Genomic DNA, 25,467 nt, shown 5'->3' on the forward strand with positions numbered 1-25,467 from the left:
CACAACCGCGGCGCCGGGAATGGCGCCGCGCAGGAACCTGGCAATGCTTGAATTTCCACGCTGGAAATACGTCGTCATCCTGATCGTACTGGCGCTCAGCGCGCTGTACGCTCTGCCCAACATCTACCAGAAGGACCCCGCCGTCCAGATCACCGCCAACCGCGGCGGCCAGGTCGACGACGCCCTTCGCGAGCGCGTCCTGGCCGACCTGAAGGTCGCCGGCATCGCCCCGATCGGTGTGGACAAGGAAGGCGAGAGCCTGATCGTGCGCTTGCCTGACCTGCAGACGCAGGCCGCGGCGAGCGCGAAGCTGCGCGACAGCGTGGGCCAGAACTACACGGTGGCGCTGAACCTGGCCTCGACCGTGCCGGACTGGCTGCAGCGCCTGGGCGGTCGCCCGATGGTGCTGGGCCTGGACCTGCAGGGTGGCGTGCACTTCGTGCTGCAGGTGGACCAGAAGGCAGCCGTCGACAAGCGCATGGACGCCTACGCCGAAGACGTGCGCGGCACGCTGCGTGAGTCGCGCGTACCGTTCCAGTCGGTCGAGCGCCGCCCGGACAACGCCATCGTGGCCACGCTCAGCCCGTCCACCGACGATGCCGCCGTGGAGCGCGCCCGCGTGGCCCTGGCCAAGGCGCAGCCGACCCTGGGCTACGACGTGGCCGGCAAGCGCATCACCGTCACCATCCCGGAAACCGAGCTCAGCCAGATCACCAACGGTGCGATCGAGCAGAACATCAACACGCTGCGCAATCGCGTCAACCAGCTGGGCGTGGCCGAGCCGATCATCCAGCGCCAGGGTGCCGACCGCGTGGTCGTGCAGCTGCCGGGCGTGCAGGACACCGCCGAAGCCAAGCGCATGATCGGTGCGACCGCCACCCTGGAATACCGTGCGGTGGTCGATGGCAACGCGCAGGACGCGATCGACACCGGCCGCATCCCGCCGGAGGCCAAGGTGTACCAGCGCCGTGACGGCGGTGGTCCGATCCTGTTGAACAAGCGCGTGATCGTCACCGGTGACCAGATGGTCGCGGCGCAGGCGGTCAACGACGCCACCACCGGTACGCCGTCGGTCAGCGTGACGCTGAACAGCGTCGGCGGCCAGCGCATGTTCGATTTCACCAGCGCCAACGTCGGCAAGCCGATGGCGGTGGTGTACACCGAGCGCGTGCCGACCGTGACCCTGGTCGATGGCAAGGAAGTGCGCAGCTTCCGGGTCAACGAGGAAGTCATCTCGGTGGCCAACATCAACGGCGTGTTCGGCAAGAACTTCCAGACCACGGGCCTGGAGAAGAAAGAAGCCGACGACCTGGCCAAGCTGCTGAAGTCCGGCTCGCTGGCCGCGCCGATGGACTTCGTGGAAGAGCGCGTGGTCGGTCCGAGCCTGGGTGCGGAGAACGTGGAGCGCGGCATCACCGCAGTGATCTACGCCTTCATGTTCACCCTGGTGTTCTTCACCGTGTACTACCGCATGTTCGGCCTGATCACCTCGGCGGCGATGCTGTTCAACCTGCTGATCGTGGTGGCGGTGATGTCGCTGTTCGGTGCCACCATGACCCTGCCGGGCTTCGCCGGCCTGGCGTTGTCGGTGGGCCTGTCGGTCGACGCCAACGTGCTGATCAACGAGCGCATCCGCGAGGAACTGCGTGCCGGCGTGCCGGGCAAGACCGCTATCGTGACCGGTTATGAACGCGCCAGCGGCACCATCCTGGACGCCAACCTGACCGGCCTGATCGTGGGCGTGGCCCTGTTCGCCTTCGGTACGGGCCCGCTGAAGGGCTTCGCGCTGACCATGATCATCGGTATTTTCGCCTCGATGTTCACTGCGATCACCGTGTCGCGCGCCTTGGCGACGCTGATCTACGGTCGTCGCAAGAAGCTCCAGAACGTGGCCATCTGACGGGACGACTCGCACAATGAAACTGTTTCCGCTGCACATCCTCCCGAACGACACCAAGATCGATTTCATGCGCTGGCGCCATGTCGCCATGGCCGTCACGATCGCGGTGTTCCTGGCCTCGGTGGCCATCATCGGCATCAAGGGCTTCACCTTCGCGCTGGACTTCACCGGCGGCACCCTGATCGAAGCGCGCTTCGATCGCCCGGTGGACGTTGAAGACGTCCGCTCGCAGCTGGAAGCCAACGGTTTTGAAGGCACCCAGGTGCAGAGCTTCGGCGGCAACACCGACGTGCTGATCCGCCTGGCCCCGCACGGCGAACACGCACCGGGGACCGGTGCGGCCAGCGCCGAGGACAAGGCCACCGGTGCGGCCGTGCTCAAGGCGATCACCAGCAGCGGCAACCCGGCCACGCTGCTGCGCAACGAGTTCGTGGGCCCGCAGATCGGCAAGGACCTGGCGCTGAACGGCCTGTACGCCACGATCTTCATGCTTGCCGGCTTCCTGATCTACATCGGCTTCCGCTTCGAATGGAAGTTCGCGGTCACCGCCAGCATCGTGGCCCTGTTCGACCTGCTGGTGACGCTGGCCTACATGTCGCTGATGGGCCGCGAGTTCGACCTGAACCTGCTGGCCGGCCTGCTGTCGGTGATGGGTTTTGCCATCAACGACATCATCGTGGTGTTCGACCGCGTCCGCGAAAACTTCCGCAGCCTGCGTGCCGACCCGCTGGAAGTGCTGAACCGCTCGATCAACCAGACGCTGTCGCGTACGGTGATCACCGCGGTGATGTTCTTCCTGTCGGCACTGGCCCTGTACATGTATGGCGGCGCCTCGCTGGAAGGCCTGGCCGAAACCCACATGGTGGGCGCGGTGATCGTGGTGCTTTCCTCGATCCTGGTGGCCGTGCCGATGCTGACCATCGGCTTCCTGCGCGTGAGCAAGCAGGACCTGCTGCCGAAGGCGAAGGACGTCGAGGCGCTTGAGCGCCGGCCTTGAGGGAGCGCCGGGCATGGCCCGGCATCCTGCATGACCAGACGCCGGGCATTGCCCGGCGTTTTCGTTTCCGTACCGGGGCGTCGGTTGTGCTGCCTGCCCGCGCGCACTACGATTTCGGGGTTGCGCGCGGCCGTTCCCATGGTCGCGCCGTTCCTATCGAGGTGTTCATGGTCATCAAACCGCGTGTGCGCGGCTTCATCTGCGTCACTACCCATCCGGTCGGTTGCGACGCTGCGGTCAAGCAGCAGATCGACTACATCCAGGCGCAGCCGAAGATCCAGAACGGTCCCAAGCGCGTGCTGGTGCTGGGGGCGTCCACCGGCTACGGCCTGGCCGCGCGCATCACGGCGGCGTTCGGCAGCGGGGCGGCTACGCTCGGCGTGTTCTTCGAACGCCCGGGCACGGAAACCAAGCCGGGCACGGCGGGCTGGTACAACTCGGCCGCGTTCCAGAAGTACGCCGAACAGGCGGGCCTGTACGCGCGCAGCGTGAACGGCGATGCGTTCTCGGACGAGGTCAAGGCCAAGGTGATCGAGCTGATCAAGCAGGACCTGGGCCAGGTCGACCAGGTGGTGTACAGCCTCGCCGCGCCGCGCCGCAAGCACCCGAAGACCGGCGAAGTCATCAGCTCCACGCTGAAGCCGATCGGTGCGCCGATCACGCTGCGCGGGCTGGATACGGACAAGGAAGTGCTCACCGAGACCACCCTCGAGCCGGCCACGCCGGAAGAGATCGCCGGCACCGTGGCGGTGATGGGTGGCGAAGACTGGCAGATGTGGATCGATGCGCTGCTGGAGGCCGGGGTGCTGGCCGATGGCGCCACCACCACGGCGTTCACCTACGTGGGCGAGGAGATCACCCAGGCGATCTACTGGAACGGGTCGATCGGTGCCGCCAAGAAGGATCTGGACGAGAAGGTGACGGGCATCCGCGCCAAGCTCGCCCCGATCGGTGGCGACGCGCGGGTGTCGGTGCTGAAGGCGGTGGTGACCCAGGCCAGTTCGGCGATTCCGACCATGCCGCTGTACCTGTCGCTGCTGTTCAAGGTGATGAAGGCGCGCGGCACGCACGAGGGTTGCATCGAGCAGCTCGATACGCTGTACGACATCGTCTACGGCGGCAAGGACAGTGGTCCGGCGGTGGAGCGCCTGCGCCACCAGCTGCTGGCCGACGGTCGCACGGTGGAGCTGGTGGACGAGGCCGGCCGCCTGCGCGCGGACTACAAGGAAATGGCGCCGGACGTGCAGGCTGACGTGGTGGCGCTGTGGCCGCAGGTGACCAACGAGAACCTGTACGAGATCAGCGATTTGGCCGGCTACAAGGCGGACTTCCTGCGCCTGTTCGGGTTCGGCGTGGAGGGCGTGGATTATGATGCGGACGTGGCCACCGATGTGGCTATTCCGAACCTGGTCGATATGACCTGATTGAAGGGCGTGCCGACCAACGGTCGGCATCTACCGGGCTGGCGTGCCGACCGACGGTCGGCACCTGTGATCAACCGAACTCGAAGTTCATCACCGGACCGGCCGGGCCGACGAACTCGCCCTGGACGTAGTCCACGCCTGCACTGAACAGCAGGCTCATCGAGTTGGCGTCGGCGATGAACTCGGCGATGGTGCGGATGTTGGCTTCCTGCGCGCGCGTGGTGATCTCGGTGATCTTGTCGGCGTTCTCGCGGGTGCGGGCGAAATCGCTGGTGAAGTCGCGGTCCAGCTTGAGGAACTGCGGCTGGAAATGCGCCAGCAGCTGGAACGAATCCAGCCCCGACCCGAACTGCTCCAGGCCGATCCGACAGCCCAGCGGGGCGACGTCGGCCAGGAACTGCTGCGCGTTGCGCAGGTGGGTGAACACCTTGGCTTCGGGCGCATGGAGCCACAGGCGTTCGCCGGGCACGCCCTGGGCCTCCAGCTCGCGGCGGATCGTCGCCACCATCTGCGGGTCGTTGAACGACTCGGGCGTGATCTTCACCATCATGTGGGTGGCATGGCCGGCGCGTGCGCGTTGGCCGAGCACCCCGATGGCGTGCGCCACCACCCAGCGGTTGATGTCGCCCAGCAGGCCGTGTTCCTCGGCAATGCCCAGGAACGCGGTCGGGCTCAACAGTTCGCCGTTGTTGTCCAGGCGCAGGTAGGCTTCGTACAGCTCCAGCGGCTCGCCGCCCAGGTTCAGCACCGGCTGGTAATGCAGCTGGAAGCCGTCACCGGCCAGCGCTTCGTTGATCCGCGCCACCCAGCGCTGGATGCGCTCTTCTTCCACCCGGTCGACCGCCGCCGGATCGAAGATCCGGCTGGTATTGCCGAGTTCGGACGCGGCCTGCTGGCATTCGGTCGCCCGCGCCAGCACCTGGCCGACGCTGGCGATCTTCTCGCCCACCTGCACGCCACCGATGCTGACCGTGACCGTGGCCGAACGGTCGCCGATGCTGAAGACCTGCGCGGCGAAGGCTTCGCGGATCCGGTCGGCCAGCGCCTCGGTGTCTGCAAACGCGCCTTCGGTCAGGACCGCCAGGCTGTGCTCGCCGAAGCGGGCCACCTGGCCGCGTTCGCCGACCGTGTCGGCCAGGACCCTGGCCAGCGCCGCGATCAGCGCATCGGCCGCATCCAGCCCGATGTCCGGCAGCAGCCGGCTGTAGTGATCCGGCTCGACCAGCAGCAGGCCGAACCGGCCTTCGCTGCGTCCGGCCTGGGCCACCGCGTTTTCCACGTGCAGCATGAAGGTCTGTCGGTTGAGCAGCCCGGTGACCTGGTCGCGCTGGCGCAGGTCCTCGACCTCGCGGGCCAGCTCCGGGTCGAATTCCATGCGGCGGCGGAACACCACCTGCAGGCAGTTCTCGCCCTCATAGGTGGCCGGGGTGAATTCCATGGTCGCGGCGAAGACCGCGCCGTCCTGGTTGCGCGCGTCCACCTGGTACTGCGGCGGCGGCGCTTCGCCCTTGCTGAGCGACTTGAGCAGCTGCTTGAAGCCGTCAACGTGCTGCGGCGCGACCATGTCCAGCAGCGAAATGCCTTCCACGTCGTCGAATGCCTCGTACCCGAACATCTCCAGGTAGGCTTCGTTGGCGCGGATGTGCATGCCTTCGTGCACGTAGGCGATCGGGTCGCGCGAGGAGGCGATCAGCGCGTCGCAGCGGCGCTCGGTTTCGCGCATCTGCGCTTCGATACGGCGCAGGCCGCGGCGGGCGTGCAGGTCGGTCCACTCGTTGCGGACCACCGCCAGCAGGTGCTCGGGGCGGTTGCGCAGGGCGACCGCGCGGATGCCGTTGGCGCTGGCTTCCACCCACTCCGATTCATTGATCGACTCGGCCAGCAGGATCATCGGGATGTCCTTGCCGCTGGCCGCGATCTGCTGGGTCACCTGCAGCAGCGGAATGCTCTGCGCAGGGGCGGCCAGGACCAGGTCGATCGGCTGGCTGCCGATGATCTGGGCCAGCTCCTCGGCGTTGTTCGGGCGCGCCGGGCGCACCGCGATGCCGCTGTTGCGCAGCAGGCTGACGATGGTTTCGGCGTTCTCGCCGCTGTCATCCACGATCAGCAGGCGGACGGTGATGTCATTCGCGTTCTGCATTCACTACTCCCCGGACTGCAAACTTGATACACGATGCGTGTGACTTCGTCCATGCCGGCGGCGGGCGCCGATCACGGAATGATACGGGCGCTACACGACCTGGCCGGCGGCATGGCCGCTGGCCCAGGCCCACTGGAAGTTGTACCCCCCCAGCCAACCGGTGACATCCAGCACTTCGCCAATGAAATGCAGGCCCGGCACCCGCTGCGACTCGAACGTGCTGGACGAGACCCCGCGGGTGTCCACGCCCCCCAGCGTGACCTCGGCGGTACGGTACCCTTCGGTGCCGCTGGCGACCAGCGGGAAGTCCTGCAGCAGGGCGGCAGCCTGGCGCAGTTCGCGCTCGTCGATCTGGCGCACCGGGCGGTCCGGCAGCCAGTGCTCGCACAGGCGCAGCGCCAGCCGGCGTGGCAATACCTCGGACAACACCGTGCGCAGCTCGGCCGCGCCGCGCTCGCGCTTCATCGCGCGCAGCCATGCATCGGCATCCTGGCCGGGCAGCAGGTCCAGGCGCAGGTCGTCGCCGGGCTGCCAGAACGAGGAGATCTGCAGGATCGCCGGGCCGCTGATGCCGCGGTGGGTGATCAGCAGCGAGTTGCGGAACGCCATGTCGTTGCAGCGCGCCTCCACCGGCAGGGCCACCCCGCTCAGGTCCTGGAAGCGCTCCTGGTGCTTGCCGCTCAGGGTCAGCGGCACCAGGCCGGCGCGGGTGGGCAGCACCTCATGGCCAAACTGGCGGGCCAGCTCATAGCCGAAGCCGGTGGCCCCCAGGCTGGGGATGGACAGGCCGCCGGTGGCGACCACCAGCGAGGCGGCATGGAAGCGTCCCTGCGCGGTCTGCACGTGGAAGCCGTCGGCGCCGCGCTCGACCTTGTCCACGGCGCAGTCGGTACGGATCTGCGCGCCGGCGGCCGTGCATTCGTCCACCAGCATGCGCACGATCTGCTTGGACGAGATGTCGCAGAACAGCTGGCCCAGTTCCTTTTCGTGGTAGGCGATGCCATGCCGCTCGACCATGTCGATGAAGTCCCACGGCGTGTAGCGCGCCAGCGCGGACTTGCAGAAGTGCGGGTTGGCCGACAGGAAGTTGGCCGGGGTGGTGCCGGTGTTGGTGAAGTTGCAGCGGCCACCGCCGGACATCAGGATCTTCTTGCCGACCTTGTTGGCATGGTCGATCACCTGCACCATGCGCCCGCGCCGGCCGGCGGTCAGCGCGCACATCAGCCCGGCAGCGCCGGCACCGATCACCAGGACATCGCAGCGGATCGTACTCATCGGCGCTGGATCAAGCCTGCGGCTTCTGCTTGCGCCAGGCCGGGGTCACGGTCAGCTCCGCCTTGTCCGAGATCAGGCGGACTTCGCCATCCTGGATCATCACGTCCCAGCGCATGGTGCGCTCGATCTGCGCGGCCCATTCGGCGGCAAACTCACCCGGCAGTTCCATGACCTCCAGGACCGACAGCTTGTTCAGGGCAGCGCTGTTGCGCTTCCACCAGATCTCCGAGGCGTTGCCGCCGTACAGGATCAGCTGCACGGCGCGCGCGCGCCCGGCCGCCTTGCGCAGGCGCGATTCGTCCGGCTGGCCCACGTCGATCCAACGTTCGATGTCGCCGGTGTAATCGCGGCGCCACAGGTCGGGTTCGTCGTCCACGCTGAGCCCGCGGCCAAACTCCAGACGTTCGTCGGCGTTCAGTGCGAAGGCCAGCAGCCGCACCATCAGGCGCTCGTCGTTCTCGGACGGGTGCTGGGCCAGGGTCAGGTTATGGGTGGCGTAGTAGCCGCGATCCATGTCGCTGATCTGCAGTTCGGCCTTGCGGATGGTGGCGGTGAGGGCCATGGGGGTACCGTAAACAAAGAGCGCCATGATAATGCGTGGGCCATGCACTCGTCCGATCCAATCCGCGGCCACGTTGCCGCCAGTCGCCTGCAGCTTGCGCCCGGCCCCTGGGCCTGCCTGCTGGACGGGCTGTGCGCGCGGTTCCCGCAGATCGACCGCGCCCGGTGGCAGGACCGCTTCGCGCGTGGCCGGGTGCTGGACGCGCAGGGCAGGGCACTGTCGGCCGATGCCCCGTGGCGGGTCGGCAGCGAGATCCAGTACTTCCGTGAGGTGGCCGACGAGCCGGTCATCCCCGTACGGGAGGCCATCCTGTACGTCGATGACCACCTGCTGGTGGCCGATAAACCGCACTTCCTGCCGGTCACCCCGGCCGGGCCCTACGTGCGGCAGACCCTGCTGGCGCGCTTGGTGGCCCGCACCGGCAACCCGGCGCTGGTGCCGCTGCACCGGCTGGACCGGCTGACCGCCGGGCTGGTGCTGTTCTCGACCCAGCCCGGAACCCGTGACGCCTACCAGCGACTGTTCCGTGAGCGGCGCATCGCCAAGGTCTATGAAGCGTTGGCCCCGGCGTTGCCGGGGCTGACCTTCCCGCATCACCGGCACAGCCGGCTGGTGCCCGGGGAGCCCTTCTTCCGCATGGCCGAAGCGGGGGGCGAACCCAATGCCCGGACCCGTATCGAGGTCATCCAGGCGAGCGGGGCCGAGTGGCGGTACCGGCTGCACCCGGAAACCGGGCGCAAGCACCAGCTGCGGGTGCACATGGCCGCGCTGGGCGCCCCCATCCTTGGCGATGACCTTTACCCGCAGCCGAGCGAGCCGCTGCCGGGCCGGCCCCTGCAGCTGCTGGCCCAGGCGCTGGCATTCGACGATCCCCTGACCGGCCAGCCCAGGCGTTTCACCAGCCAGCTGCCCCTCGCACCCCGGTAACGCCACGCCCTGCGTGGGAGCGGGGAGGCATCCGGCGTTCAGGGCCGCCACGTGGGCATGGCGCTAACGGGGCGAGGGCGCGCGCGTCCAGCATTCTTTAGGGGCTGCGCGCCGCCTGTTTGGCTGAAATTAAGCCGGGAAATACATGAATAGGGTGTAGGAATTCGTGTAGGATGCGCCAATCCCTTGTCCTGTCAGGCGGGACGGGGGAGATGGCTGAATCACGTGGCTATCGCTTTTTCGGTAAAAGGCGCGTATCGTCCCCCACACTGTGTTTGCTAGGGTCACCGTGAATCGTGGCCTGGTGCAGTTGATCTCACGATCCGCTCATCGATCCGCTTTACCAACGCCTGCAACTCAGTCTCGGCCCCGATCTCCGGCGGCCGCGATTATTTTCAACTTATGTTTCAGGAGTTTGTATATGTCTGATCGTCAGACCGGCACTGTCAAGTGGTTCAACGACGCCAAGGGCTTCGGCTTCATCACCCCGGAAAGCGGCCCGGACCTGTTCGTGCACTTCCGCGCCATCCAGGGCACCGGCTTCAAGTCGCTGCAGGAAGGCCAGAAGGTCACCTTCGTCGCCGTGCAGGGCCAGAAGGGCATGCAGGCTGACCAGGTGCAGGCGGCTTAATTGCCCCTGCAACCGTAAGGTTGCCGAAAACGCCGGAAGCGAAAGCTTCCGGCGTTTTTTATTGCGCGATGCAGACGTCGCGGCGGGTAGGATGGCGGTTTCGCCTCGCGGACCCCTTCGATGATCAAGGTGCACCATCTGGACCACTCGCGTTCGCAGCGCGTGCTGTGGATGCTTGAAGAGCTGAACCTGCCGTACCAGCTGGTCAATTACCAGCGCGACGCGACGACCTGGCTTGCGCCGCAGGCGCTGCGCGATATCCATCCGTTGGGCAAGGCGCCGGTGCTGCAGGACGATACCCTGGTGCTGGCCGAATCCGGCGCGATTCTCGAATACCTGGCCGACCGCTACGACAGCGGGCGCACGCTGTCGCCGGAGCCGATGCCCGCGCAGGCTGCCGAGCGCACGCGCTACCGCTACTGGATGCACTACGCCGAAGGCTCGGCGATGCCGCCGCTGCTGATGAGCCTGGTGTTCGCCCGGGTGCGCAAGGCGCCGATGCCGTTCTTTGCCAGGCCGATCGCCCGCGGCATTGCCGACAAGGTGATGAAAACCTTCGTGAGCCCGCAGTTGAAGCTGCACCTGGACTGGATGGAGCGCGAACTGAGCGCCTCGCCCTGGTTCGCGGGCGATCGCTTCACCGCCGCCGATATCCAGATGAGCTTCCCGATCCAAGCCGCTGCGTCGCGCGCAGGCAGCATGGATGCCTACCCGAAGCTGCAGGGGTTCCTGCAGCGCATCGCGCAGCGCCCGGCCTACCAGCGGGCGGCCGAGCGCGGTGGCCCACTGGACCTGGGGCCGGGGCCGCCTGAGCTTGCGGGGGCGTTCCGACGCCCCCACCTTGTCGTGATGAGCACTGAACCGTTGCGCTTCGACAATCGTTTCCTTCGTGACCTGCCCGGTGATGAAGAGACCGGCCCACGCCAGCGCGAGGTGCGCGGCGCCGCGTGGTCGTCGGTGATGCCTACGCCGGTAGCGGCGCCGACCCTGCTCGCCTGCTCGCCGGGACTGGCGGCGCAGCTTGGGCTGGGCCCGGACCTGCTGGAGAGTCCGGAGTTCCCCCGCGTGTTCGCCGGCAACGCGTTGTACGCCGGCATGCAGCCCTGGGCGGCGAACTATGGCGGGCACCAGTTCGGGCACTGGGCCGGGCAACTCGGCGATGGCCGCGCCATCTCGCTGGGGCAGCTGCTGTCGCCGGATGGCGCGCACTGGGAGCTGCAGCTCAAAGGGGCAGGGCGTACCCCGTATTCGCGCGGCGCCGATGGTCGCGCCGTCCTGCGCTCGTCGATCCGCGAATTCCTGTGCAGCGAAGCCATGCATCACCTGGGCGTGCCCACCACCCGTGCGCTGAGCCTGGTGGCGACCGGCGAGCAGGTGATGCGCGACATGTTCTATGACGGTCATCCCGCACCCGAGCCGGGCGCGGTGGTGTGCCGGGTGGCGCCCTCGTTCCTCCGCTTCGGCAGTTTCGAACTGCCGGCCTCGCGCGGCGACGTGGCCCTGCTGCGGCAGTTGGCCGACGTCTGCATCGCGCGGGAGTTCCCCGCGCTGGCCGATGCCGGTCCGGAGCGTTACGCACGCTGGTTCGCCGAGGTCTGCGAGCGCACCGCGGTCCTGGTCGCGCACTGGATGCGCGTCGGGTTCGTGCATGGCGTGATGAACACCGACAACCTGTCCATCCTCGGTCTCACCATCGACTACGGCCCGTATGGCTGGGTGGACGACTACGATCCGGACTGGACCCCGAACACCACCGATGCGCAGGGCCGGCGCTACCGGTTCGGCACGCAGCCGCAGGTGGCGTACTGGAACCTGACCCGGCTGGCCCAGGCGCTGTCGCCGCTGTTCGACGACGTTGCGCCGCTGCACGCGGGGTTGGCGCGGTTCCAGGCCGTGCATGCGCAGTGCGAACGCGACGATATCGCAGCCAAGCTGGGGCTGGACGCGTGCCGCGATGCCGACCTGGGCTTGATGGGCGACTGGCTGCGGATCCTGCACGACGGCGAGATGGACATGACCCTGGCGTTCCGCGGCCTGATCGACCTCGATCCGCAGACCCCGAACGTGGCGGTGCTTGAGGAAGCGTTCTACAGCCCCGAGCGGCGCACCGCCGTGCTGCCGGCGCTGGATGCCTGGCTTGAGGCGTATGCGCTGCGCCTGCAGTCCGACCGCCTGGACGCGGCGCAGCGACGGCAGCGCATGCGCGCGGCCAATCCGGTCTATGTGCTGCGCAACTGGCTGGCACAGGAGGCGATCGAGCTGGCCGAACAGGGCGACCTGAGCGGCGTGCACACCCTGCAGGAGGTGCTGCGACGGCCCTACGACGTGCAGCCCGGTCGCGAGCACTACGCCGGCAAGCGGCCGGCCTGGGCGCGTGACAAGGCCGGCTGCTCGATGTTGTCCTGCAGTTCCTGAGCCCGCGGATGCCCCGGTCCGGCCCGGGTTACCCTATGCCACCCTTTGTTGCCCCATGACCATGACCGATTCTTTCGCCCCCGTTCCGGCCTGGGCAGGCCGCCTGCGTGACGTCGCCGATTTCCCCAAGCCGGGCATCCTGTTCAAGGACATCATGCCGCTGCTGGCCGATGGCGCGGATTTCGCCGCCGCCATCGACGCGATGGTCGCGCCGTGGCGCGATGCGCGCCTGGATGCGGTGATGGGCATCGAGTCGCGCGGCTTCATCCTTGGCGCGGCGATGGCGCGGGTGCTGGGCGTCGGCTTCGTGCCGGTGCGCAAGCCGGGCAAGCTGCCGGGGCGCACCTTGAAACAGGAGTACACGCTGGAATACCGCACCGACAGCATCGAAGTGCATGCCGATGCGTTGCCGGCCGGTGCGCGCGTCGTGGTGGTCGACGACGTGTTGGCCACGGGCGGCACGCTGCTGGCGGCGCTGTCGCTGGCGCGGCAGCTCCAGGTCGACGTCGTCGGCGCTGCCGTGCTGGTCGAGCTGGCCGGCCTCGGTGGCCGTGGGCGCTGGGCCCGCGACGTGCCGCTGCTGGCCAACCTGGTGTATTGAGGTTCCAGCCACGCAGGGCGTGGCAACCGCAACGCGCCCGCGCTTACATCTTCCGTACGCGGAAACGCCGGCCCTTGATCTTGCCTGCCTCCAGGCGCGAGATGGCCTTGCCGACGTGCTCGCGGGCAATGGCCACGTAGGAGCGCGTGGCATAGATGTCGATCTTTCCGATCACCTTGGCCGACAGGCCGGCATCGCCGGTCAGCGCGCCCAGGATGTCGCCGGGGCGCAGCTTGTCGGTCTTGCCGCCGTCGATGCGCAGGGTTTCCATCGCCGCCTGCGGCAGCACCGCCGGGCGGGCCGTGGCCAGCGGCGTCTTCTGCCAGTCCAGCGGCTTGCCCTGCGCCGCCTCCAGCGCATCGGCGCGGTTGCGTTCGCGCCCGGTCACCAGGCTGATCGCCAGGCCCGTGGCGCCGGCGCGGCCGGTACGGCCCACGCGGTGCTCATAGGTTTCGATGTCGGTCGGCAACTCGTAGTTGATCACCGCCGCCAGGTCCTGCACGTCCAGTCCGCGCGCGGCCACGTCGCTGGCCACCAGCACGTTGCAGCTGCGGTTGGCGAAGCGCACCAGCACTTCGTCGCGGTCGCGCTGTTCCATTTCGCCGTGCAGCGGCAGCGCGGAGAACCCGAATTCCTGCAGCGACCCCGCCACGTCGTCGACATCGCGGCGGGTGTTGCAGAACACCACGGTCGATTCCGGGTTGTATTTCAGCAGCAGTCCGGCCAGCGCCTTCTGCTTGCTGGCCAGGTCCACTTCGCAGAACAGGTGGCGGATGGCGGGCGCATGGTCGGCCCCTTCCACGGTCACTTCCACCGGATCGCGCAGCAGGACCCGCGCGATCTCGCGGATCTCGTCGGGGTAGGTAGCCGAGAACAGCAGGGTCTGCCGGTCCTTGCTGGTGCGCCCGGCAATTTCGCGGATCGGTTCCTCAAAGCCCATGTCGAGCATGCGGTCGGCTTCGTCCAGCACCAGGGTGGTCACCCCGCCCAGCTTCAGCGCACGCTTGCGGCCCAGTTCCTGGATGCGGCCGGGCGTGCCGACGACCACATGCGGGTCATGCGCCTCCAGCGAGGCCAGCTGGGGGCCCAGCGGCATGCCGCCGGTCAGCACCACCAGCTTCAGGTTGGGGATGCCCGTGGCCAGCTTGCGGATCTGCTTGCCGACCTGGTCGGCCAGTTCGCGGGTGGGGCACAGGACCAGCGCCTGCGCGCGGATCACGGCCGGGTCCAGGGCCTGCAGCAGGCCCAGGCCGAAGGCGGCGGTCTTGCCGCTGCCGGTGGGCGCCTGGGCGATCAGGTCGCGGCGCGCCAGGATTGCCGGCAGCGCCTGCGCCTGCACGGGCGTCATCTGGGTATAGCCCAGCGCGTCGATGCCCGCCGCCAGCGAGGCCGACAGGGGCAGTTCGGAGAATTCGTTCATGCCACATTCTACCCGTTCGGGCTCCGGCGGGCGACGCCGCGCACCGCCAGCCCGTACAATGGCCGGATGCCTCTGATTACTCTGCAAAACGTCGACTTCAGCGTCGGCGGCCCGTTGTTGCTGGAAAAAGCCGAACTGTCGATCGAACCGGGCGAACGCATCGCCCTGATCGGCCGCAACGGCGCCGGCAAATCCACCCTGCTCAAGCTGCTTTCCGGCGACCACAAGCCCGACGACGGGGAAGTGCGCGTCCAGCAGGGGGTGCGCGTCACCCGGCTGGAACAGGAAGTGCCGCATGGCGCTGCCGGCAGCGTGTTCGACGTGGTGGCCGACGGCCTCGGCGAGCTGGGCCAGTGGTTGGCCGAATTCCACCACCTCAGCGTGGCCGAGGACTTCGACGGCGATGCCCTGTCGGCGGTACAGGCCAAGATCGATGCGGCCAATGGCTGGGGCCTGGACCAGCGGGTCAGCGAGACCCTGACCAAGCTCGACCTGGACGGCGATGCCGAATTCGCGCGCCTGTCCGGCGGCATGAAGCGGCGCGTGCTGCTGGGCCGCGCCCTGGTGTCGGCGCCGGACCTGCTGCTGCTCGACGAGCCGACCAACCACCTGGACATCGAAGCGATCGACTGGCTGGAAATGTTCCTGAAGAACTGGAACGGCAGCGTGGTGTTCGTCACCCATGACCGGCGCTTCCTGCGCGCACTGGCGACCCGCATCGTCGAGATCGACCGTGGCCAGGTCACCAGCTGGCCAGGCGACTGGGCCAACTACGAGCGCCGTCGCGAAGAACGCCTGAACGCGCAGGCGCAGGAAAACGCGCGTTTCGACAAACTGCTGGCGCAGGAAGAGGTCTGGATCCGCCAGGGCATCAAGGCCCGCCGCACCCGCGACGAAGGGCGCGTGCGCCGCCTGAAGGCCATGCGCGACGAGCGCTCGCAACGGCGTGAGCTGAGCGGCAACGTGCGCATGGAGGCATCGCAGGGCCAGAACTCCGGCAAGAAGGTCATCGACGTCAAGGACGTGTCGTTCGCGTTCGGCGAGCGGGTGATGGTCAGAGATTTCAGCACCACCATCCTGCGCGGCGACCGCATCGGCCTGATCGGCCCCAACGGCAGCGGCAAGACCACGCTGCTCAAACTGCTCCTGGGCGACCTGGCCCCGGACAGTGGCGAGGTGCGGGCCGGCACCAACCTGCAGATCGCCTACTTCGACCAGTACCGCTCGGTGCTGCGCGAGGACTGGACGGCCATCGAGAACGTGGCCGAGGGCCGCGATTTCCTCGAGGTCAATGGCAAGCGCAAGCATGTGCACGCCTACCTGCAGGACTTCCTGTTCACCCCCGAGCGCGCGCGCGCGCCGATCACCCGCCTGTCCGGCGGCGAGCGCAACCGCCTGCTGCTGGCCAAGCTGTTCGCACAGCCGTCCAACCTGCTGGTGATGGACGAACCGACCAACGACCTGGACGTGGAAACGCTGGAGCTGCTTGAAGAGCTGCTTGGCGACTACACCGGCACGCTGCTGCTGGTCAGCCACGACCGTGACTTCCTCGACAACGTGGTGACCTCCACGATGGTGATGGAAGGCAACGGCGTGGTCGGCGAGTACGTGGGCGGGTACAGCGACTGGCAGCGGCACGCGGCACGGGTGCAGGCAGCAGCGGCCGCCGCGCCGGTGCCGACCGCCAGGCCGGTGGCCGCGCCGACCGCAGCACCCCCCGCCGCACCGGCAGCAGCCAAGCGCAAGCTCAGCTTCAAGGACCAGCGCGAACTGGAGCAGCTGCCGTTGAAGATCGAGACGCTGGAAAAGGACGTCGAAGGCCTGACCGCCGCGATGAACGACCCGGCGTTCTATCAGCGCAGCGCGCCGGACATGGCCGCACATACGCAGAAATTGAATGGCGTGCAGGCAGAGCTGGACGCGGCGTACAAGCGGTGGGAAGAACTGGATTCGTGACGCGCGTTGCCGGGTAAGAGCAGCCGACTGACAGTCGGCTCTACCGGGGCGGACGGATCCGGATCGTCGTGCGTTCGTTCCGGACGTATCCGGATCGTCGTGCGTTCGTTCCGGATGTATCCGGATCGTCGAGCGTTCGTTCCGGACGTATCCGGATCGTCGTGCGTTCGCCAGCAATTCGTAGCGCCGACTGTCAGTCGGCGACCGCGCGCAGCGCGGCAAACCATCCCGGCGCGCGATCGACACGCGCTCAATATCCTGCCGGCGTTCAAACCCGACCGAAACCGCCCGTCCGGCGTTCATGACCCCGGAACGGAGAGCAGCCACGCAGGGCGTGGCTCTACTTCACCCCGTGCAGATCCCGCAACTGGCTCGGCCGCGACCCGAAATACGCGGCCAGGTCGGCAATGTCCTGGTCGCTCAGGTCAGTTGCCTGCGGGGTCATCAGCGAATGCTGGCGGTCCCCGGAACGGTAGGCCTGCAGCGCGTGCGCGAGGTAATCCCCGTACTGCCCCCCCAGCTTCGGGTAGGTGGGGTCGATCGGCTGGTTGCCGTCGGCGCCGTGGCAGTCGATGCAGCTCTGCCCGGTGGCCTTGCCCTTGACCTGGGCACGGGCCTGCCCGGCGGCAAGGCGGCCGGCCGGCAGCCCGGCGGACGAGCCTGACCCATGCTCGCCACTGGCGTGACCCGGGTCGGCGGCGGAATCTGCACTGTTTTCCACCTGCGACTGCGAACAGGCAGCCAGCAGCAGGGCAACGGACAGGGCGATGGCGTAACGCGTGAACGGCGTGGCTTTCGACATGAGCGCGCTTATTTGACAGTGGACAGGTAAACAGCGAGATCGGCGATCTCCTGTTCGCTGAAACTCATGGACTGCGCCTGCATCGTCGGATGCCGGCGCTTGCCCTGGCGGTACTCGGTCAGCGCCTGGCTGAGGTACTGCTGGGTCTGCCCCCCGATCTTGGGCACCCGGTAACTGGGGTAGGCGTTCTTGTAGCCGGTGATGCCGTGGCACCCCTGGCACGTGTAGGCCAGCACCCGGCCGTTGTCGAACTGCCCGGTCAGGGCGGGCGCGGTGGCGGGCGCGGCTGCCGGGGCAGCGGCGGGCGGAGCGGGTACTGCGGGTACGGCAGGTGCGGCCTGGACGGCAACCCCGAAGGGCAGGAGGACGGCCAGAGCAAGACAAGCGGCGAGCGGCTGCGGGCGCATGATGTCGTTTCCGGTATACGGGTTCTGGTCGTTCCGGCGTGGGGTACGGAACTGCCCCGAGTATAGCCTGCGTTTTCATCTAGCTGAAACCGGGCAGTGCCGACAAGCGGCGGCGGGTCACCATGACCTTTGGGATATGGTGTTGTCGTGACGTGGTGCATTACTTTGCTACCACACCTGCCCACGCATCCTTCAGGGACACGACGATGTTGCGAATCTCTCTTCTGCCCGGCCGCACCGGAACCTGCGCCGCGGCGCTGCTGATCACTACGACCCTGCTGCTGGGCGGCTGCGGCGCCGGTGGCCCTGCCGGCGATGCCGCGGCGGCCGAGAAGGATCCCAAGGCCGAAAAAGCCCCCGACGCCGTCCCGGTGGAGGCCGTAGCGGCCAGCCGCCGTGCGGTCGCCGCCAGCTACACCGGCACGGCCGCGCTGGAAGCGCGCGCCGAATCGCAGGTGGTGGCAAAAACGTCGGGCGTGGCCCTGGCCGTCATGGTCGAGGAAGGCCAGCAGGTCCGCGCCGGGCAGCCGCTGGTGCGGCTGGACCCGGACCGGGCGCGCCTGGCCGTGGCCCAGAGCGAAGCGCAGATGCGCAAGCTGGAGAACAGCTACCAGCGCGCCCAGAAACTGGTGGGCCAGCAGATGGTCAGCGCCGCCGATGTCGACCAGCTGCGCTACGACCTGGAAAACGCGCGCGCGCAGTACCGCCTGGCGACCCTTGAGCTGTCCTACACCACGGTGGTGGCGCCGATCTCCGGCGTGATCGCATCGCGCTCGATCAAGACCGGCAACTTCGTGCAGATCAATACGCCGATCTTCCGCATCGTCGACAACTCGCGGCTGGAAGCCACGCTCAACGTGCCCGAGCGCGAACTGGCCACGCTGCGTGCCGGGCAGCCGGTGACCCTGGTGGCCGATGCGCTGCCGGGTAAATCCTTCCCCGGCACCGTGGACCGTATTTCCCCGGTGGTCGACGCCGGCAGCGGCACCTTCCGCGTGGTCAGCGGCTTCGGCGAAGATGCCGCCGGCCTGCAGCCGGGCATGTTCGGGCGCATCCGCATCGACTACGACCAGCGCGCCGACGCACTGGTGGTGCCGCGCCTGGCGCTGCTCGACGACGGCGACCCGGCGGTGTTCCGCGTACGCGCGGGCAAGGTCGCCCGCGTGCCGGTCAAGCTGGGCTACGCCGAAGGCCCGTGGGTGGAGATACGTGAGGGCCTGGCCGAGGGAGACAAGGTGGTGACGGCCGGCAAGGTCGCCCTGCGCGACGGCACCGCCGTGCAGGTGATCGGCGACAAGCCGGCCACCGCCGTGGCCAGCAAGGCCGCCCCGGCCAAGGCGGAGACCCGTCAATGAGTTCGGCCGGGCACGACCACGGCAACGAACCGCAGCCGGGCGAGGGCCCGGCGGCGCCGGGTGGCGGCCTGGTGGAATTCGCCACCCGCCGCCGCGTCACCATCTTCATGTTCATGATCACCCTGGTGCTGTTCGGCCTGATCGCGCTGGGCAACCTCAAGGTCAACCTGCTGCCGGACCTGAGCTATCCCACGTTGACCGTGCGCACCGAATACACCGGCGCGGCACCGACCGAGATCGAAACGCTGATCACCGAACCGGTCGAAGAGGCGGTGGGCGTGGTCAAGAACCTGCGCAAGCTGAAGTCGATCTCGCGCACCGGGCAGAGCGATGTGGTGCTGGAGTTCGCCTGGGGCACCAACATGGACCAGGCGAGCCTGGAGGTGCGCGACAAGATGGAGGCGCTGAACCTGCCGCTGGAGGCCAAGGCCCCGGTGCTGCTGCGCTTCAATCCCTCCACCGCGCCGATCATGCGCCTGGTGATCGCGGCCAAGGACGACCCGGCCAGCGATGCCGACGCCGTGCGCCAGCTCACCGCGCTGCGCCGCTATGCCGATGAAGACCTGAAGAAGAAGCTCGAACCGGTGGCCGGCGTGGCGGCGGTGAAGGTGGGCGGCGGCCTGGAAGATGAAATCCAGGTCGACATCGACCAGCAGAAGCTGGCCCAGCTCAACCTGCCGATCGATACCGTCATCAAGCGGCTGAAGGAAGAGAACATCAACATTTCCGGCGGCCGCCTGGAAGAAGGGTCGCAGCGCTTCCTGGTGCGTACCGTCAACCAGTTCGCCGACCTGGAAGACATCCGCAACCTGCTGGTGACCACCCAGGGCAGCAACGGCAGTGCCGCCGACGCGGCCATGCAGCAGATGTTCGCCATCGCCGCCTCGACCGGTTCGGATGCCGCGGTCGCCGCCGCGTCCGCCGCGCAGAGTGCTTCCAGCAGCAGCTCCACCACGGTGGCCAACGGCGTGCCGGTGCGGCTCAAGGACGTGGCCACGGTGCGCCAGGGCTTCAAGGAACGCGAAGCGATCATCCGCCTGGGTGGCCGCGAAGCGGTGGAACTGGCCATCTACAAGGAAGGCGATGCCAACACGGTGGCCACCGCCGAAGCGCTGCGCGCCAAGCTTGAGCAGATCAAGGCGCAGATTCCCGGCGATGCCGAACTGACCACCATCGAAGACCAGTCGCGCTTCATCGAGCACGCCATCAGCGACGTCAAGAAAGATGCGGTGATCGGCGGCCTGCTGGCCATCCTGATCATCTTCCTGTTCCTGCGCGATGGCTGGAGCACGTTCGTGATCAGCCTGTCGCTGCCGGTCTCGATCATCACCACGTTCTTCTTCATGGGCCAGCTGGGGCTGAGCTTGAACGTGATGTCGCTGGGCGGGCTGGCGCTGGCCACCGGCCTGGTGGTGGACGATTCCATCGTGGTGCTGGAGAGCATCGCCAAGGCGCGCGAACGCGGCTTGGGCATCCTGCAGGCGGCCATCACCGGCACCCGCGAAGTCAGCATGGCCGTGGTCGCCTCCACCCTGACCACCATCGCGGTGTTCCTGCCGCTGGTGTTCGTCGACGGCATCGCCGGCCAGCTGTTCCGCGACCAGGCGCTGACCGTGGCGATCGCCATCGCGATCTCGCTGCTGGTGGCGATGACCCTGATCCCGATGCTGAGCTCGCTCAAGGGCCGTCCGCCGCTGGCGTTCCCGGAAGAGCCCGCGCATGCCGCATGGCAGCCGCAGCGTCGCTGGCTCAAGCCGGTCGCCGGCAGCCGCCGCGGTTTCGGCGCACTGGTCCGCTGGACCGTGTTCGGCATCGCGTGGGCCATCGTGCGCGTGTGGCGCCTGCTGGTGGCGGTGATCGGCCCGGTGATGCGCAAGGCCAGCGACCTGGCCATGAAGCCGTACGCCGGTGCCGAGCGCGGTTACCTGCGCCTGCTGCCGAACGCACTGGCCCACCCGGGCAAGGTACTGGGCATGGCGGCACTGGCCTTCGTGGCCACGCTGGCGCTGGTGCCGATGCTGGGCGCGGACCTGATTCCGCAGCTGGCCCAGGATCGCTTTGAAATGACCGCAAAGCTGCCGGCCGGCACGCCGCTGAAGCAGACCGATGCGCTGGTGCGCGAGCTGCAGCTGGCCCACGCCAAGGACGACAGCATCACCTCGCTGTACGGGGTGAGCGGCAGCGGCACGCGGCTGGATGCCAGCCCGACCGAGAGCGGCGAGAACATCGGCAAGCTCACCGTGGTGATGGCCGACGGCGGCAGTGCGCGCACCGAGGCGGCCATCACCGAGCGCCTGCGCGCTTCGATGCAGGGCCACCCGGGCGTGCAGGTCGACTTCGCGCGGCCGGCACTGTTCAGCTTCTCCACGCCGCTGGAAGTGGAGCTGCGCGGGCAGGACATGGCCACCCTGGAACGTGCCGGGCAGGCCCTGGCCGCGCGCCTGCGCAGCAACCCGCACTACGCCGACGTGAAATCGACCGTGGAAGAGGGCTTCCCGGAAATCCAGATCCGCTTCGACCAGGAGCGCGCCGGTGCGCTGGGCCTGACCACGCGGCAGATTGCCGACGTGGTGGTCAAGAAGGTGCGCGGCGACGTGGCCACGCGCTACAGCTTCCGTGACCGCAAGATCGACGTGCTGGTGCGCGCCCAGGAAGGCGACCGCGCCAGCGTGGAGAGCATCCGCCGGTTGATCGTCAACCCGGGCAGCACGCGCCCGGTGACGCTGGACGCGGTGGCCGACGTGGTGGCCACCAACGGCCCCAGCGAGATCCACCGGGCCGACCAGACCCGCGTGGCGGTGGTGTCGGCCAACCTGCGCGACATCGACCTGGGCGGCGCGGTGCGCGAAGTACAGGACATGGTCGCCAACGACCCGCTGGGTGCCGGCGTCAGCATGCACATCGGTGGGCAGGGCGAGGAGCTGGCCGAATCGGCGCGCTCGCTGATCTTCGCCTTCGGCCTGGCGATCTTCCTGGTCTACCTGGTGATGGCCTCGCAGTTCGAATCGCTGCTGCACCCGTTCGTCATCCTGTTCACCATCCCGCTGGCGCTGGTCGGTGCGATCCTGGCGCTGATGCTCACCGGCAAGCCGATCTCGGTGGTGGTGTTCATCGGCCTGATCCTGCTGGTGGGGCTGGTGACCAAGAACGCGATCATCCTGATCGACAAGGTCAACCAGCTGCGCGAGGCCGGCGTGGCCAAGCATGAGGCGCTGGTGGAAGGCGCACGCTCGCGCCTGCGCCCGATCATCATGACCACCCTGTGCACGCTGTTCGGCTTCCTGCCGCTGGCGGTGGCGATGGGCGAGGGTGCCGAAGTGCGCGCACCCATGGCGATCACCGTGATCGGCGGCCTGCTGGTGTCCACGCTGCTCACCCTGCTGGTGATCCCGGTGGTGTACGACCTGCTTGACCGCCGTGGCGACGCCTATTACCGCGAACGTGGCCGTCATCACCACCGCGGTACACCCGACGCCAGCACCGCCGGTGGTGCGGCCCAGGAGCCGGCATGAGCATCGCCGAGTTCTCCATCCGCCGTCCCATCACCACCATCATGTGCTTCGTCTCACTGGTGGTGGTGGGCCTGATCGCCTCGTTCCGGTTGCCACTGGAGGCGCTGCCGGACATCTCCGCGCCGTTCCTGTTCGTGCAGGTGCCCTACACCGGCTCGACCCCGGAGGAAGTGGAGCGCACCATCATCCGGCCGACGGAGGAAGCGCTGGCCACGATGACCGGGATCAAGCGCATGCGTTCCCAGGCGACCGCCGAAGGGGCCAGCATCTTCATCGAGTTCACCGACTGGGACCGCGACATCGCCATCGCCGCCTCCGACGCGCGCGAACGCATCGACGCGATCCGCAGCGACCTGCCCGATGACCTGCAGCGCTACAACGTGTTCAAGTGGTCCAGCAGCGACGAGCCGGTATTGAAGGTGCGCCTGGCCAGTGCGTCGGACCTGACCGGTGCCTACGACATGCTCGACCGCGAGTTCAAGCGACGGATCGAGCGCATTCCCGGCGTGGCCCGCGTGGAAATTTCCGGCGCGCCACCGAATGAGGTGGAAATCGCGATCAATGCCGATCGCCTGACCGCGCACAACCTGAGCATCAACGAACTCAGCGACCGCCTGCGCACGCTCAACTTCTCGATCTCGGCCGGGCAGATCGACGACAACGGCCAGCGGGTCCGGATCCAGCCGGTCGGCGAGATCACCGACCTGCAGGAACTGCGCGACCTGGTCATCGACACCAAGGGCCTGCGCCTGGGCGACATTGCCGACGTGCGGCTCAAGGCGGCGCGCATGAACTACGGCCGTCGCCTGGATGGCAATCCGGCAGTGGGCCTGGACATCTACAAGGAGCGCAGCGCCAACCTGGTGGAAGTCTCGCGAGGCGCGCTGGCCGAGGTGGAAGCCATCCGCCGGCAGCCGTCGATGCGCGATGTGAACATCAAGGTGATCGACAACCAGGGCAAGACGGTGACGTCCTCGCTGCTGGAGCTGGCCGAAGCCGGCGCGGTCGGCCTGCTGCTGTCGGTGACGGTGCTGTTCTTCTTCCTGCGCCATTGGCCGTCGACGCTGATGGTGACCCTGGCGATCCCGATCTGTTTCGTGATCACCCTGGGCTTCATGTACTTCGTCGGGGTGACCCTCAACATCCTGACCATGATGGGCCTGCTGCTGGCGGTCGGCATGCTGGTGGACAACGCCGTGGTGGTGGTGGAAAGCATCTACCAGGAACGCGAGCGCATGCCCGACCAGCCGGTGCAGGCCTCGATCATCGGCACCCGCAACGTGGCCATCGCGCTCAGCGCCGGCACCCTGTGCCACTGCATCGTATTCGTGCCCAACCTGTTTGGCGAAACCAACAACATCAGCATCTTCATGGCGCAGATCGCGATCACCATCTCGGTCTCGCTGATGGCCTCGTGGCTGGTGGCGGTGAGCCTGATCCCGATGCTGTCCGCGCGCATGCAGACGCCCAAGCTGGTGCACTCGCAGACCGGCGTGATCGCCCGCCTGCAGCGCCGCTATGCCCAGCTGCTGCAATGGACGCTGGAACACCGCGGCTGGAGCGTGTTCGGCATCATCATGGTGGTGCTGGTCAGCCTGGTGCCGATGAAGCTGACCAAGATGGATATGTTCGGTGGCGAAGGTGGCACCGATGTCTTCATCGGCTACAACTGGAAGGGGGCCTTCACCCGCGCGCAGATGTCCGACGAGATCCTGCGGGTGGAGCAGTACCTGGACCAGAACCGCGAGAAGCTGCACATCACCCAGGTGTATTCCTGGTACAGCGAACAGGAAGGCAGCAGCACGATTGTCACTCTGGACCAGGAGCACGCGGGCAACATGGCCGCGGTGCAGGAGTCGCTGCGCAAGGGACTGCCGCGCTCGGCGCGGGCCGATTACATCGTCGGCAACCAGGGCGGCGATGGCGGCGGTGGCGGTGGCAGCAAGGGCGTGGAAGTGCAGCTGGTGGGTGATTCGACCCAGATGCTGCAGGAGATCGGCGAAGACGTGGTGCCGTTGCTGGCCCAGCGCAAGGAACTGCGCGATGTACGCATCGACAACGGCGAGAAGGGCAGCGAGTTGTCCATCCATGTGGACCGCGAGCGTGCCGCTGCGTTCGGCTTCAATGCCGAGCAGGTTGCCAGCTTTGTCGGCCTGGCGCTGCGCGGTGCACCGCTGCGCGAGTTCCGTCGCGGTGACAGCGAAGTGCCGGTGTGGGTGCGCTTTGCCGGTGCCGAACAGAGCAGCCCGGAAGACCTGGCCAGCTTCACCGTGCGTACCGGCGACGGTCGCTCGGTGCCGCTGCTGAGCCTGGTCGATGTCAGCATCAAGCCGTCTGCCACCCGCGTCGGCCGTACCAACCGCCAGACCACGTTGACGATCAAGGCCAACCTGGCCGAGAAGGTGACCGCGCCGGAAGGCCGCAAGGCCATGGAGGAGACGCTCAAGCCGATGAGCTTCCCGGCCGGCTACAACTTCACCTTCGACGGTGGCGACTTCGGTGACGACAACGAGGCCATGCAGCAGATGCTGTTCAACCTGGTCATCGCGCTGGTGATGATCTACGTGGTGATGGCGGCGGTGTTCGAATCGCTGCTGTTCCCGGCGGCGATCATGAGCGGGGTGCTGTTCTCGATCTTCGGGGTGTTCTGGTTGTTCTGGCTCACCGGTACCTCGTTCGGCATCATGTCCTTCATCGGCATCCTGGTGTTGATGGGGGTGGTGGTGAACAACGGCATCGTGATGATCGAGCACATCAACAACCTGCGCCGACGCGGCCTGGCGCGCACCCAGGCGCTGGTGGAAGGCTCGCGCGAGCGCCTGCGCCCGATCATGATGACGATGGGCACGGCGATCCTGGCGATGGTCCCGATCTCGCTCACCGACACCCAGCTGCTGGGCGATGGCCCGCCGTACTACCCGATGGCGCGCGCCATTGCCGGCGGCCTGGCGTTCTCCACCGTGGTCAGCCTGCTTTTCCTGCCGACCATCTACGCCATGCTCGACGACATGAGCATCAACGTGGCCCGCATCGTGCGGCGGGCGAGGGGATTGCCGCCCAAGGGCAGCGGTGCGGTGATCGAACCGGCATGAACGAAAAGGGCCACGCGATGCGTGGCCCTTTTCGTATCGACCAACGGTCGA

At 67.5% G+C, this 25,467-nt stretch carries 17 protein-coding genes and 1 pseudogene; 12 read left to right on the forward strand and 6 right to left on the reverse strand.

The annotated features are described in order from the left end of the window. Nucleotides 1-43: 43 nt before the first annotated feature. The 3 genes from secD to fabV all read left to right on the forward strand — a co-directional run bounded on the left by secD (nucleotide 44) and on the right by fabV (nucleotide 4,321). A complete protein-coding gene (gene secD / locus ACIGII_RS08405) occupies nucleotides 44-1,900 on the forward strand; it encodes a protein translocase subunit SecD (RefSeq protein WP_399636476.1) in 1,857 nt (618 codons plus the stop codon). Between the two features lie 16 nt (nucleotides 1,901-1,916). Beyond that, complete coding sequence (gene secF, locus ACIGII_RS08410; protein WP_399636475.1) at nucleotides 1,917-2,897, forward strand: protein translocase subunit SecF; 981 nt, start codon at nucleotides 1,917-1,919, stop codon at nucleotides 2,895-2,897. 167 nt (nucleotides 2,898-3,064) lie between these two features. After that, the gene (fabV, locus tag ACIGII_RS08415) at nucleotides 3,065-4,321 is read left to right on the forward strand and encodes an enoyl-ACP reductase FabV (protein ID WP_399636472.1); all 1,257 of its coding nucleotides are present in this window, start codon (nucleotides 3,065-3,067) and stop codon (nucleotides 4,319-4,321) included. Nucleotides 4,322-4,391: 70 nt separating this feature from the next. Here the strand turns inward: fabV and ACIGII_RS08420 are convergent, their stop codons facing one another. The 3 genes from ACIGII_RS08420 to ACIGII_RS08430 form a co-directional block, all read right to left on the reverse strand. Next, on the reverse strand, nucleotides 4,392-6,461 hold the full coding sequence (locus ACIGII_RS08420; protein WP_399636470.1) for an EAL domain-containing protein: 2,070 nt from the start codon (nucleotides 6,459-6,461) through the stop codon (nucleotides 4,392-4,394). Between the two features lie 90 nt (nucleotides 6,462-6,551). Next, nucleotides 6,552-7,736, reverse strand: a complete 1,185-nt coding sequence (locus ACIGII_RS08425; RefSeq protein ID WP_399636467.1) for an NAD(P)/FAD-dependent oxidoreductase — start codon at nucleotides 7,734-7,736, stop codon at nucleotides 6,552-6,554. Nucleotides 7,737-7,746: 10 nt separating this feature from the next. Continuing rightward, entirely contained in the window at nucleotides 7,747-8,298 is a 552-nt protein-coding gene (locus ACIGII_RS08430; RefSeq protein WP_399636464.1) for a YaeQ family protein, read from the reverse strand. A 42-nt stretch (nucleotides 8,299-8,340) separates the two neighbouring features. Here ACIGII_RS08430 and ACIGII_RS08435 point away from each other — a divergent pair, with 42 nt between their 5' ends. The 5 genes and pseudogenes from ACIGII_RS08435 to ACIGII_RS08455 all read left to right on the forward strand — a co-directional run bounded on the left by ACIGII_RS08435 (nucleotide 8,341) and on the right by ACIGII_RS08455 (nucleotide 12,872). Then, complete coding sequence (locus ACIGII_RS08435; protein ID WP_399636462.1) at nucleotides 8,341-9,225, forward strand: pseudouridine synthase; 885 nt, start codon at nucleotides 8,341-8,343, stop codon at nucleotides 9,223-9,225. A gap of 421 nt (nucleotides 9,226-9,646) precedes the next feature. Continuing rightward, nucleotides 9,647-9,856 (forward strand): cold-shock protein, encoded by a 210-nt coding sequence (locus ACIGII_RS08440; protein ID WP_145477885.1) that lies wholly within the window; start codon nucleotides 9,647-9,649, stop codon nucleotides 9,854-9,856. A gap of 120 nt (nucleotides 9,857-9,976) precedes the next feature. After that, nucleotides 9,977-10,660, forward strand: a pseudogene (locus ACIGII_RS08445) (glutathione S-transferase family protein); the annotation flags it as partial. Between the two features lie 45 nt (nucleotides 10,661-10,705). Then, entirely contained in the window at nucleotides 10,706-12,271 is a 1,566-nt protein-coding gene (locus ACIGII_RS08450) for a YdiU family protein (RefSeq protein ID WP_399636744.1), read from the forward strand. Between the two features lie 61 nt (nucleotides 12,272-12,332). Continuing rightward, entirely contained in the window at nucleotides 12,333-12,872 is a 540-nt protein-coding gene (locus ACIGII_RS08455) for an adenine phosphoribosyltransferase (protein WP_399636459.1), read from the forward strand. Nucleotides 12,873-12,915: 43 nt separating this feature from the next. Here the strand turns inward: ACIGII_RS08455 and dbpA are convergent, their stop codons facing one another. Then, entirely contained in the window at nucleotides 12,916-14,292 is a 1,377-nt protein-coding gene (gene dbpA, locus ACIGII_RS08460) for an ATP-dependent RNA helicase DbpA (protein ID WP_399636457.1), read from the reverse strand. A gap of 66 nt (nucleotides 14,293-14,358) precedes the next feature. On the opposite strand from dbpA, the gene ACIGII_RS08465 reads away from it, so the two are divergent. Next, nucleotides 14,359-16,248 (forward strand): ATP-binding cassette domain-containing protein, encoded by a 1,890-nt coding sequence (locus tag ACIGII_RS08465; RefSeq protein ID WP_399636455.1) that lies wholly within the window; start codon nucleotides 14,359-14,361, stop codon nucleotides 16,246-16,248. A gap of 340 nt (nucleotides 16,249-16,588) precedes the next feature. On the opposite strand, the gene ACIGII_RS08470 is transcribed toward ACIGII_RS08465, so the two are convergent. Both ACIGII_RS08470 and ACIGII_RS08475 read right to left on the reverse strand, forming a co-directional pair. Continuing rightward, nucleotides 16,589-17,050 (reverse strand): c-type cytochrome, encoded by a 462-nt coding sequence (locus ACIGII_RS08470; protein ID WP_399636452.1) that lies wholly within the window; start codon nucleotides 17,048-17,050, stop codon nucleotides 16,589-16,591. 8 nt (nucleotides 17,051-17,058) lie between these two features. Next, nucleotides 17,059-17,457 carry a c-type cytochrome gene (locus ACIGII_RS08475; RefSeq protein ID WP_399636449.1) on the reverse strand — a complete coding sequence of 133 codons (399 nt, stop codon included), beginning with the start codon at nucleotides 17,455-17,457 and terminating at the stop codon, nucleotides 17,059-17,061. A gap of 206 nt (nucleotides 17,458-17,663) precedes the next feature. Between ACIGII_RS08475 and ACIGII_RS08480 the strand changes: the two genes are divergently transcribed. The 3 genes from ACIGII_RS08480 to ACIGII_RS08490 are packed head-to-tail and all read left to right on the forward strand — an operon-like array spanning nucleotide 17,664 to nucleotide 25,416. After that, nucleotides 17,664-18,812, forward strand: a complete 1,149-nt coding sequence (locus tag ACIGII_RS08480; protein WP_068851252.1) for an efflux RND transporter periplasmic adaptor subunit — start codon at nucleotides 17,664-17,666, stop codon at nucleotides 18,810-18,812. After that, a complete protein-coding gene (locus ACIGII_RS08485; RefSeq protein WP_399636447.1) occupies nucleotides 18,809-22,324 on the forward strand; it encodes an efflux RND transporter permease subunit in 3,516 nt (1,171 codons plus the stop codon). The genes ACIGII_RS08480 and ACIGII_RS08485 overlap by 4 nt, the downstream gene beginning before the upstream one ends. Further along, a complete protein-coding gene (locus ACIGII_RS08490; protein WP_399636444.1) occupies nucleotides 22,321-25,416 on the forward strand; it encodes an efflux RND transporter permease subunit in 3,096 nt (1,031 codons plus the stop codon). The genes ACIGII_RS08485 and ACIGII_RS08490 overlap by 4 nt, the downstream gene beginning before the upstream one ends. Nucleotides 25,417-25,467: the final 51 nt, after the last annotated feature.

Origin of the sequence: Stenotrophomonas sp. NPDC077420, assembly GCF_044543385.1 — a bacterium.
Taxonomy (GTDB): domain Bacteria; phylum Pseudomonadota; class Gammaproteobacteria; order Xanthomonadales; family Xanthomonadaceae; genus Stenotrophomonas.

Excerpts from the sequence above, each read along its gene's own strand:
- secD (WP_399636476.1), top strand. The coding sequence starts at position 44 with ATGCTTGAATTTCCACGCTGGAAATACGTCGTCATCCTGATCGTACTG.
- secF (WP_399636475.1), top strand. The coding sequence starts at position 1,917 with ATGAAACTGTTTCCGCTGCACATCCTCCCGAACGACACCAAGATCGAT.
- fabV (WP_399636472.1), top strand. The coding sequence starts at position 3,065 with ATGGTCATCAAACCGCGTGTGCGCGGCTTCATCTGCGTCACTACCCAT.
- ACIGII_RS08420 (WP_399636470.1), bottom strand. The coding sequence starts at position 6,461 with ATGCAGAACGCGAATGACATCACCGTCCGCCTGCTGATCGTGGATGAC.
- ACIGII_RS08425 (WP_399636467.1), bottom strand. The coding sequence starts at position 7,736 with ATGAGTACGATCCGCTGCGATGTCCTGGTGATCGGTGCCGGCGCTGCC.
- ACIGII_RS08430 (WP_399636464.1), bottom strand. The coding sequence starts at position 8,298 with ATGGCCCTCACCGCCACCATCCGCAAGGCCGAACTGCAGATCAGCGAC.
- ACIGII_RS08435 (WP_399636462.1), top strand. The coding sequence starts at position 8,341 with ATGCACTCGTCCGATCCAATCCGCGGCCACGTTGCCGCCAGTCGCCTG.
- ACIGII_RS08440 (WP_145477885.1), top strand. The coding sequence starts at position 9,647 with ATGTCTGATCGTCAGACCGGCACTGTCAAGTGGTTCAACGACGCCAAG.
- ACIGII_RS08450 (WP_399636744.1), top strand. The coding sequence starts at position 10,706 with ATGAGCACTGAACCGTTGCGCTTCGACAATCGTTTCCTTCGTGACCTG.
- ACIGII_RS08455 (WP_399636459.1), top strand. The coding sequence starts at position 12,333 with ATGACCGATTCTTTCGCCCCCGTTCCGGCCTGGGCAGGCCGCCTGCGT.
- dbpA (WP_399636457.1), bottom strand. The coding sequence starts at position 14,292 with ATGAACGAATTCTCCGAACTGCCCCTGTCGGCCTCGCTGGCGGCGGGC.
- ACIGII_RS08465 (WP_399636455.1), top strand. The coding sequence starts at position 14,359 with ATGCCTCTGATTACTCTGCAAAACGTCGACTTCAGCGTCGGCGGCCCG.
- ACIGII_RS08470 (WP_399636452.1), bottom strand. The coding sequence starts at position 17,050 with ATGTCGAAAGCCACGCCGTTCACGCGTTACGCCATCGCCCTGTCCGTT.
- ACIGII_RS08475 (WP_399636449.1), bottom strand. The coding sequence starts at position 17,457 with ATGCGCCCGCAGCCGCTCGCCGCTTGTCTTGCTCTGGCCGTCCTCCTG.
- ACIGII_RS08480 (WP_068851252.1), top strand. The coding sequence starts at position 17,664 with ATGTTGCGAATCTCTCTTCTGCCCGGCCGCACCGGAACCTGCGCCGCG.
- ACIGII_RS08485 (WP_399636447.1), top strand. The coding sequence starts at position 18,809 with ATGAGTTCGGCCGGGCACGACCACGGCAACGAACCGCAGCCGGGCGAG.
- ACIGII_RS08490 (WP_399636444.1), top strand. The coding sequence starts at position 22,321 with ATGAGCATCGCCGAGTTCTCCATCCGCCGTCCCATCACCACCATCATG.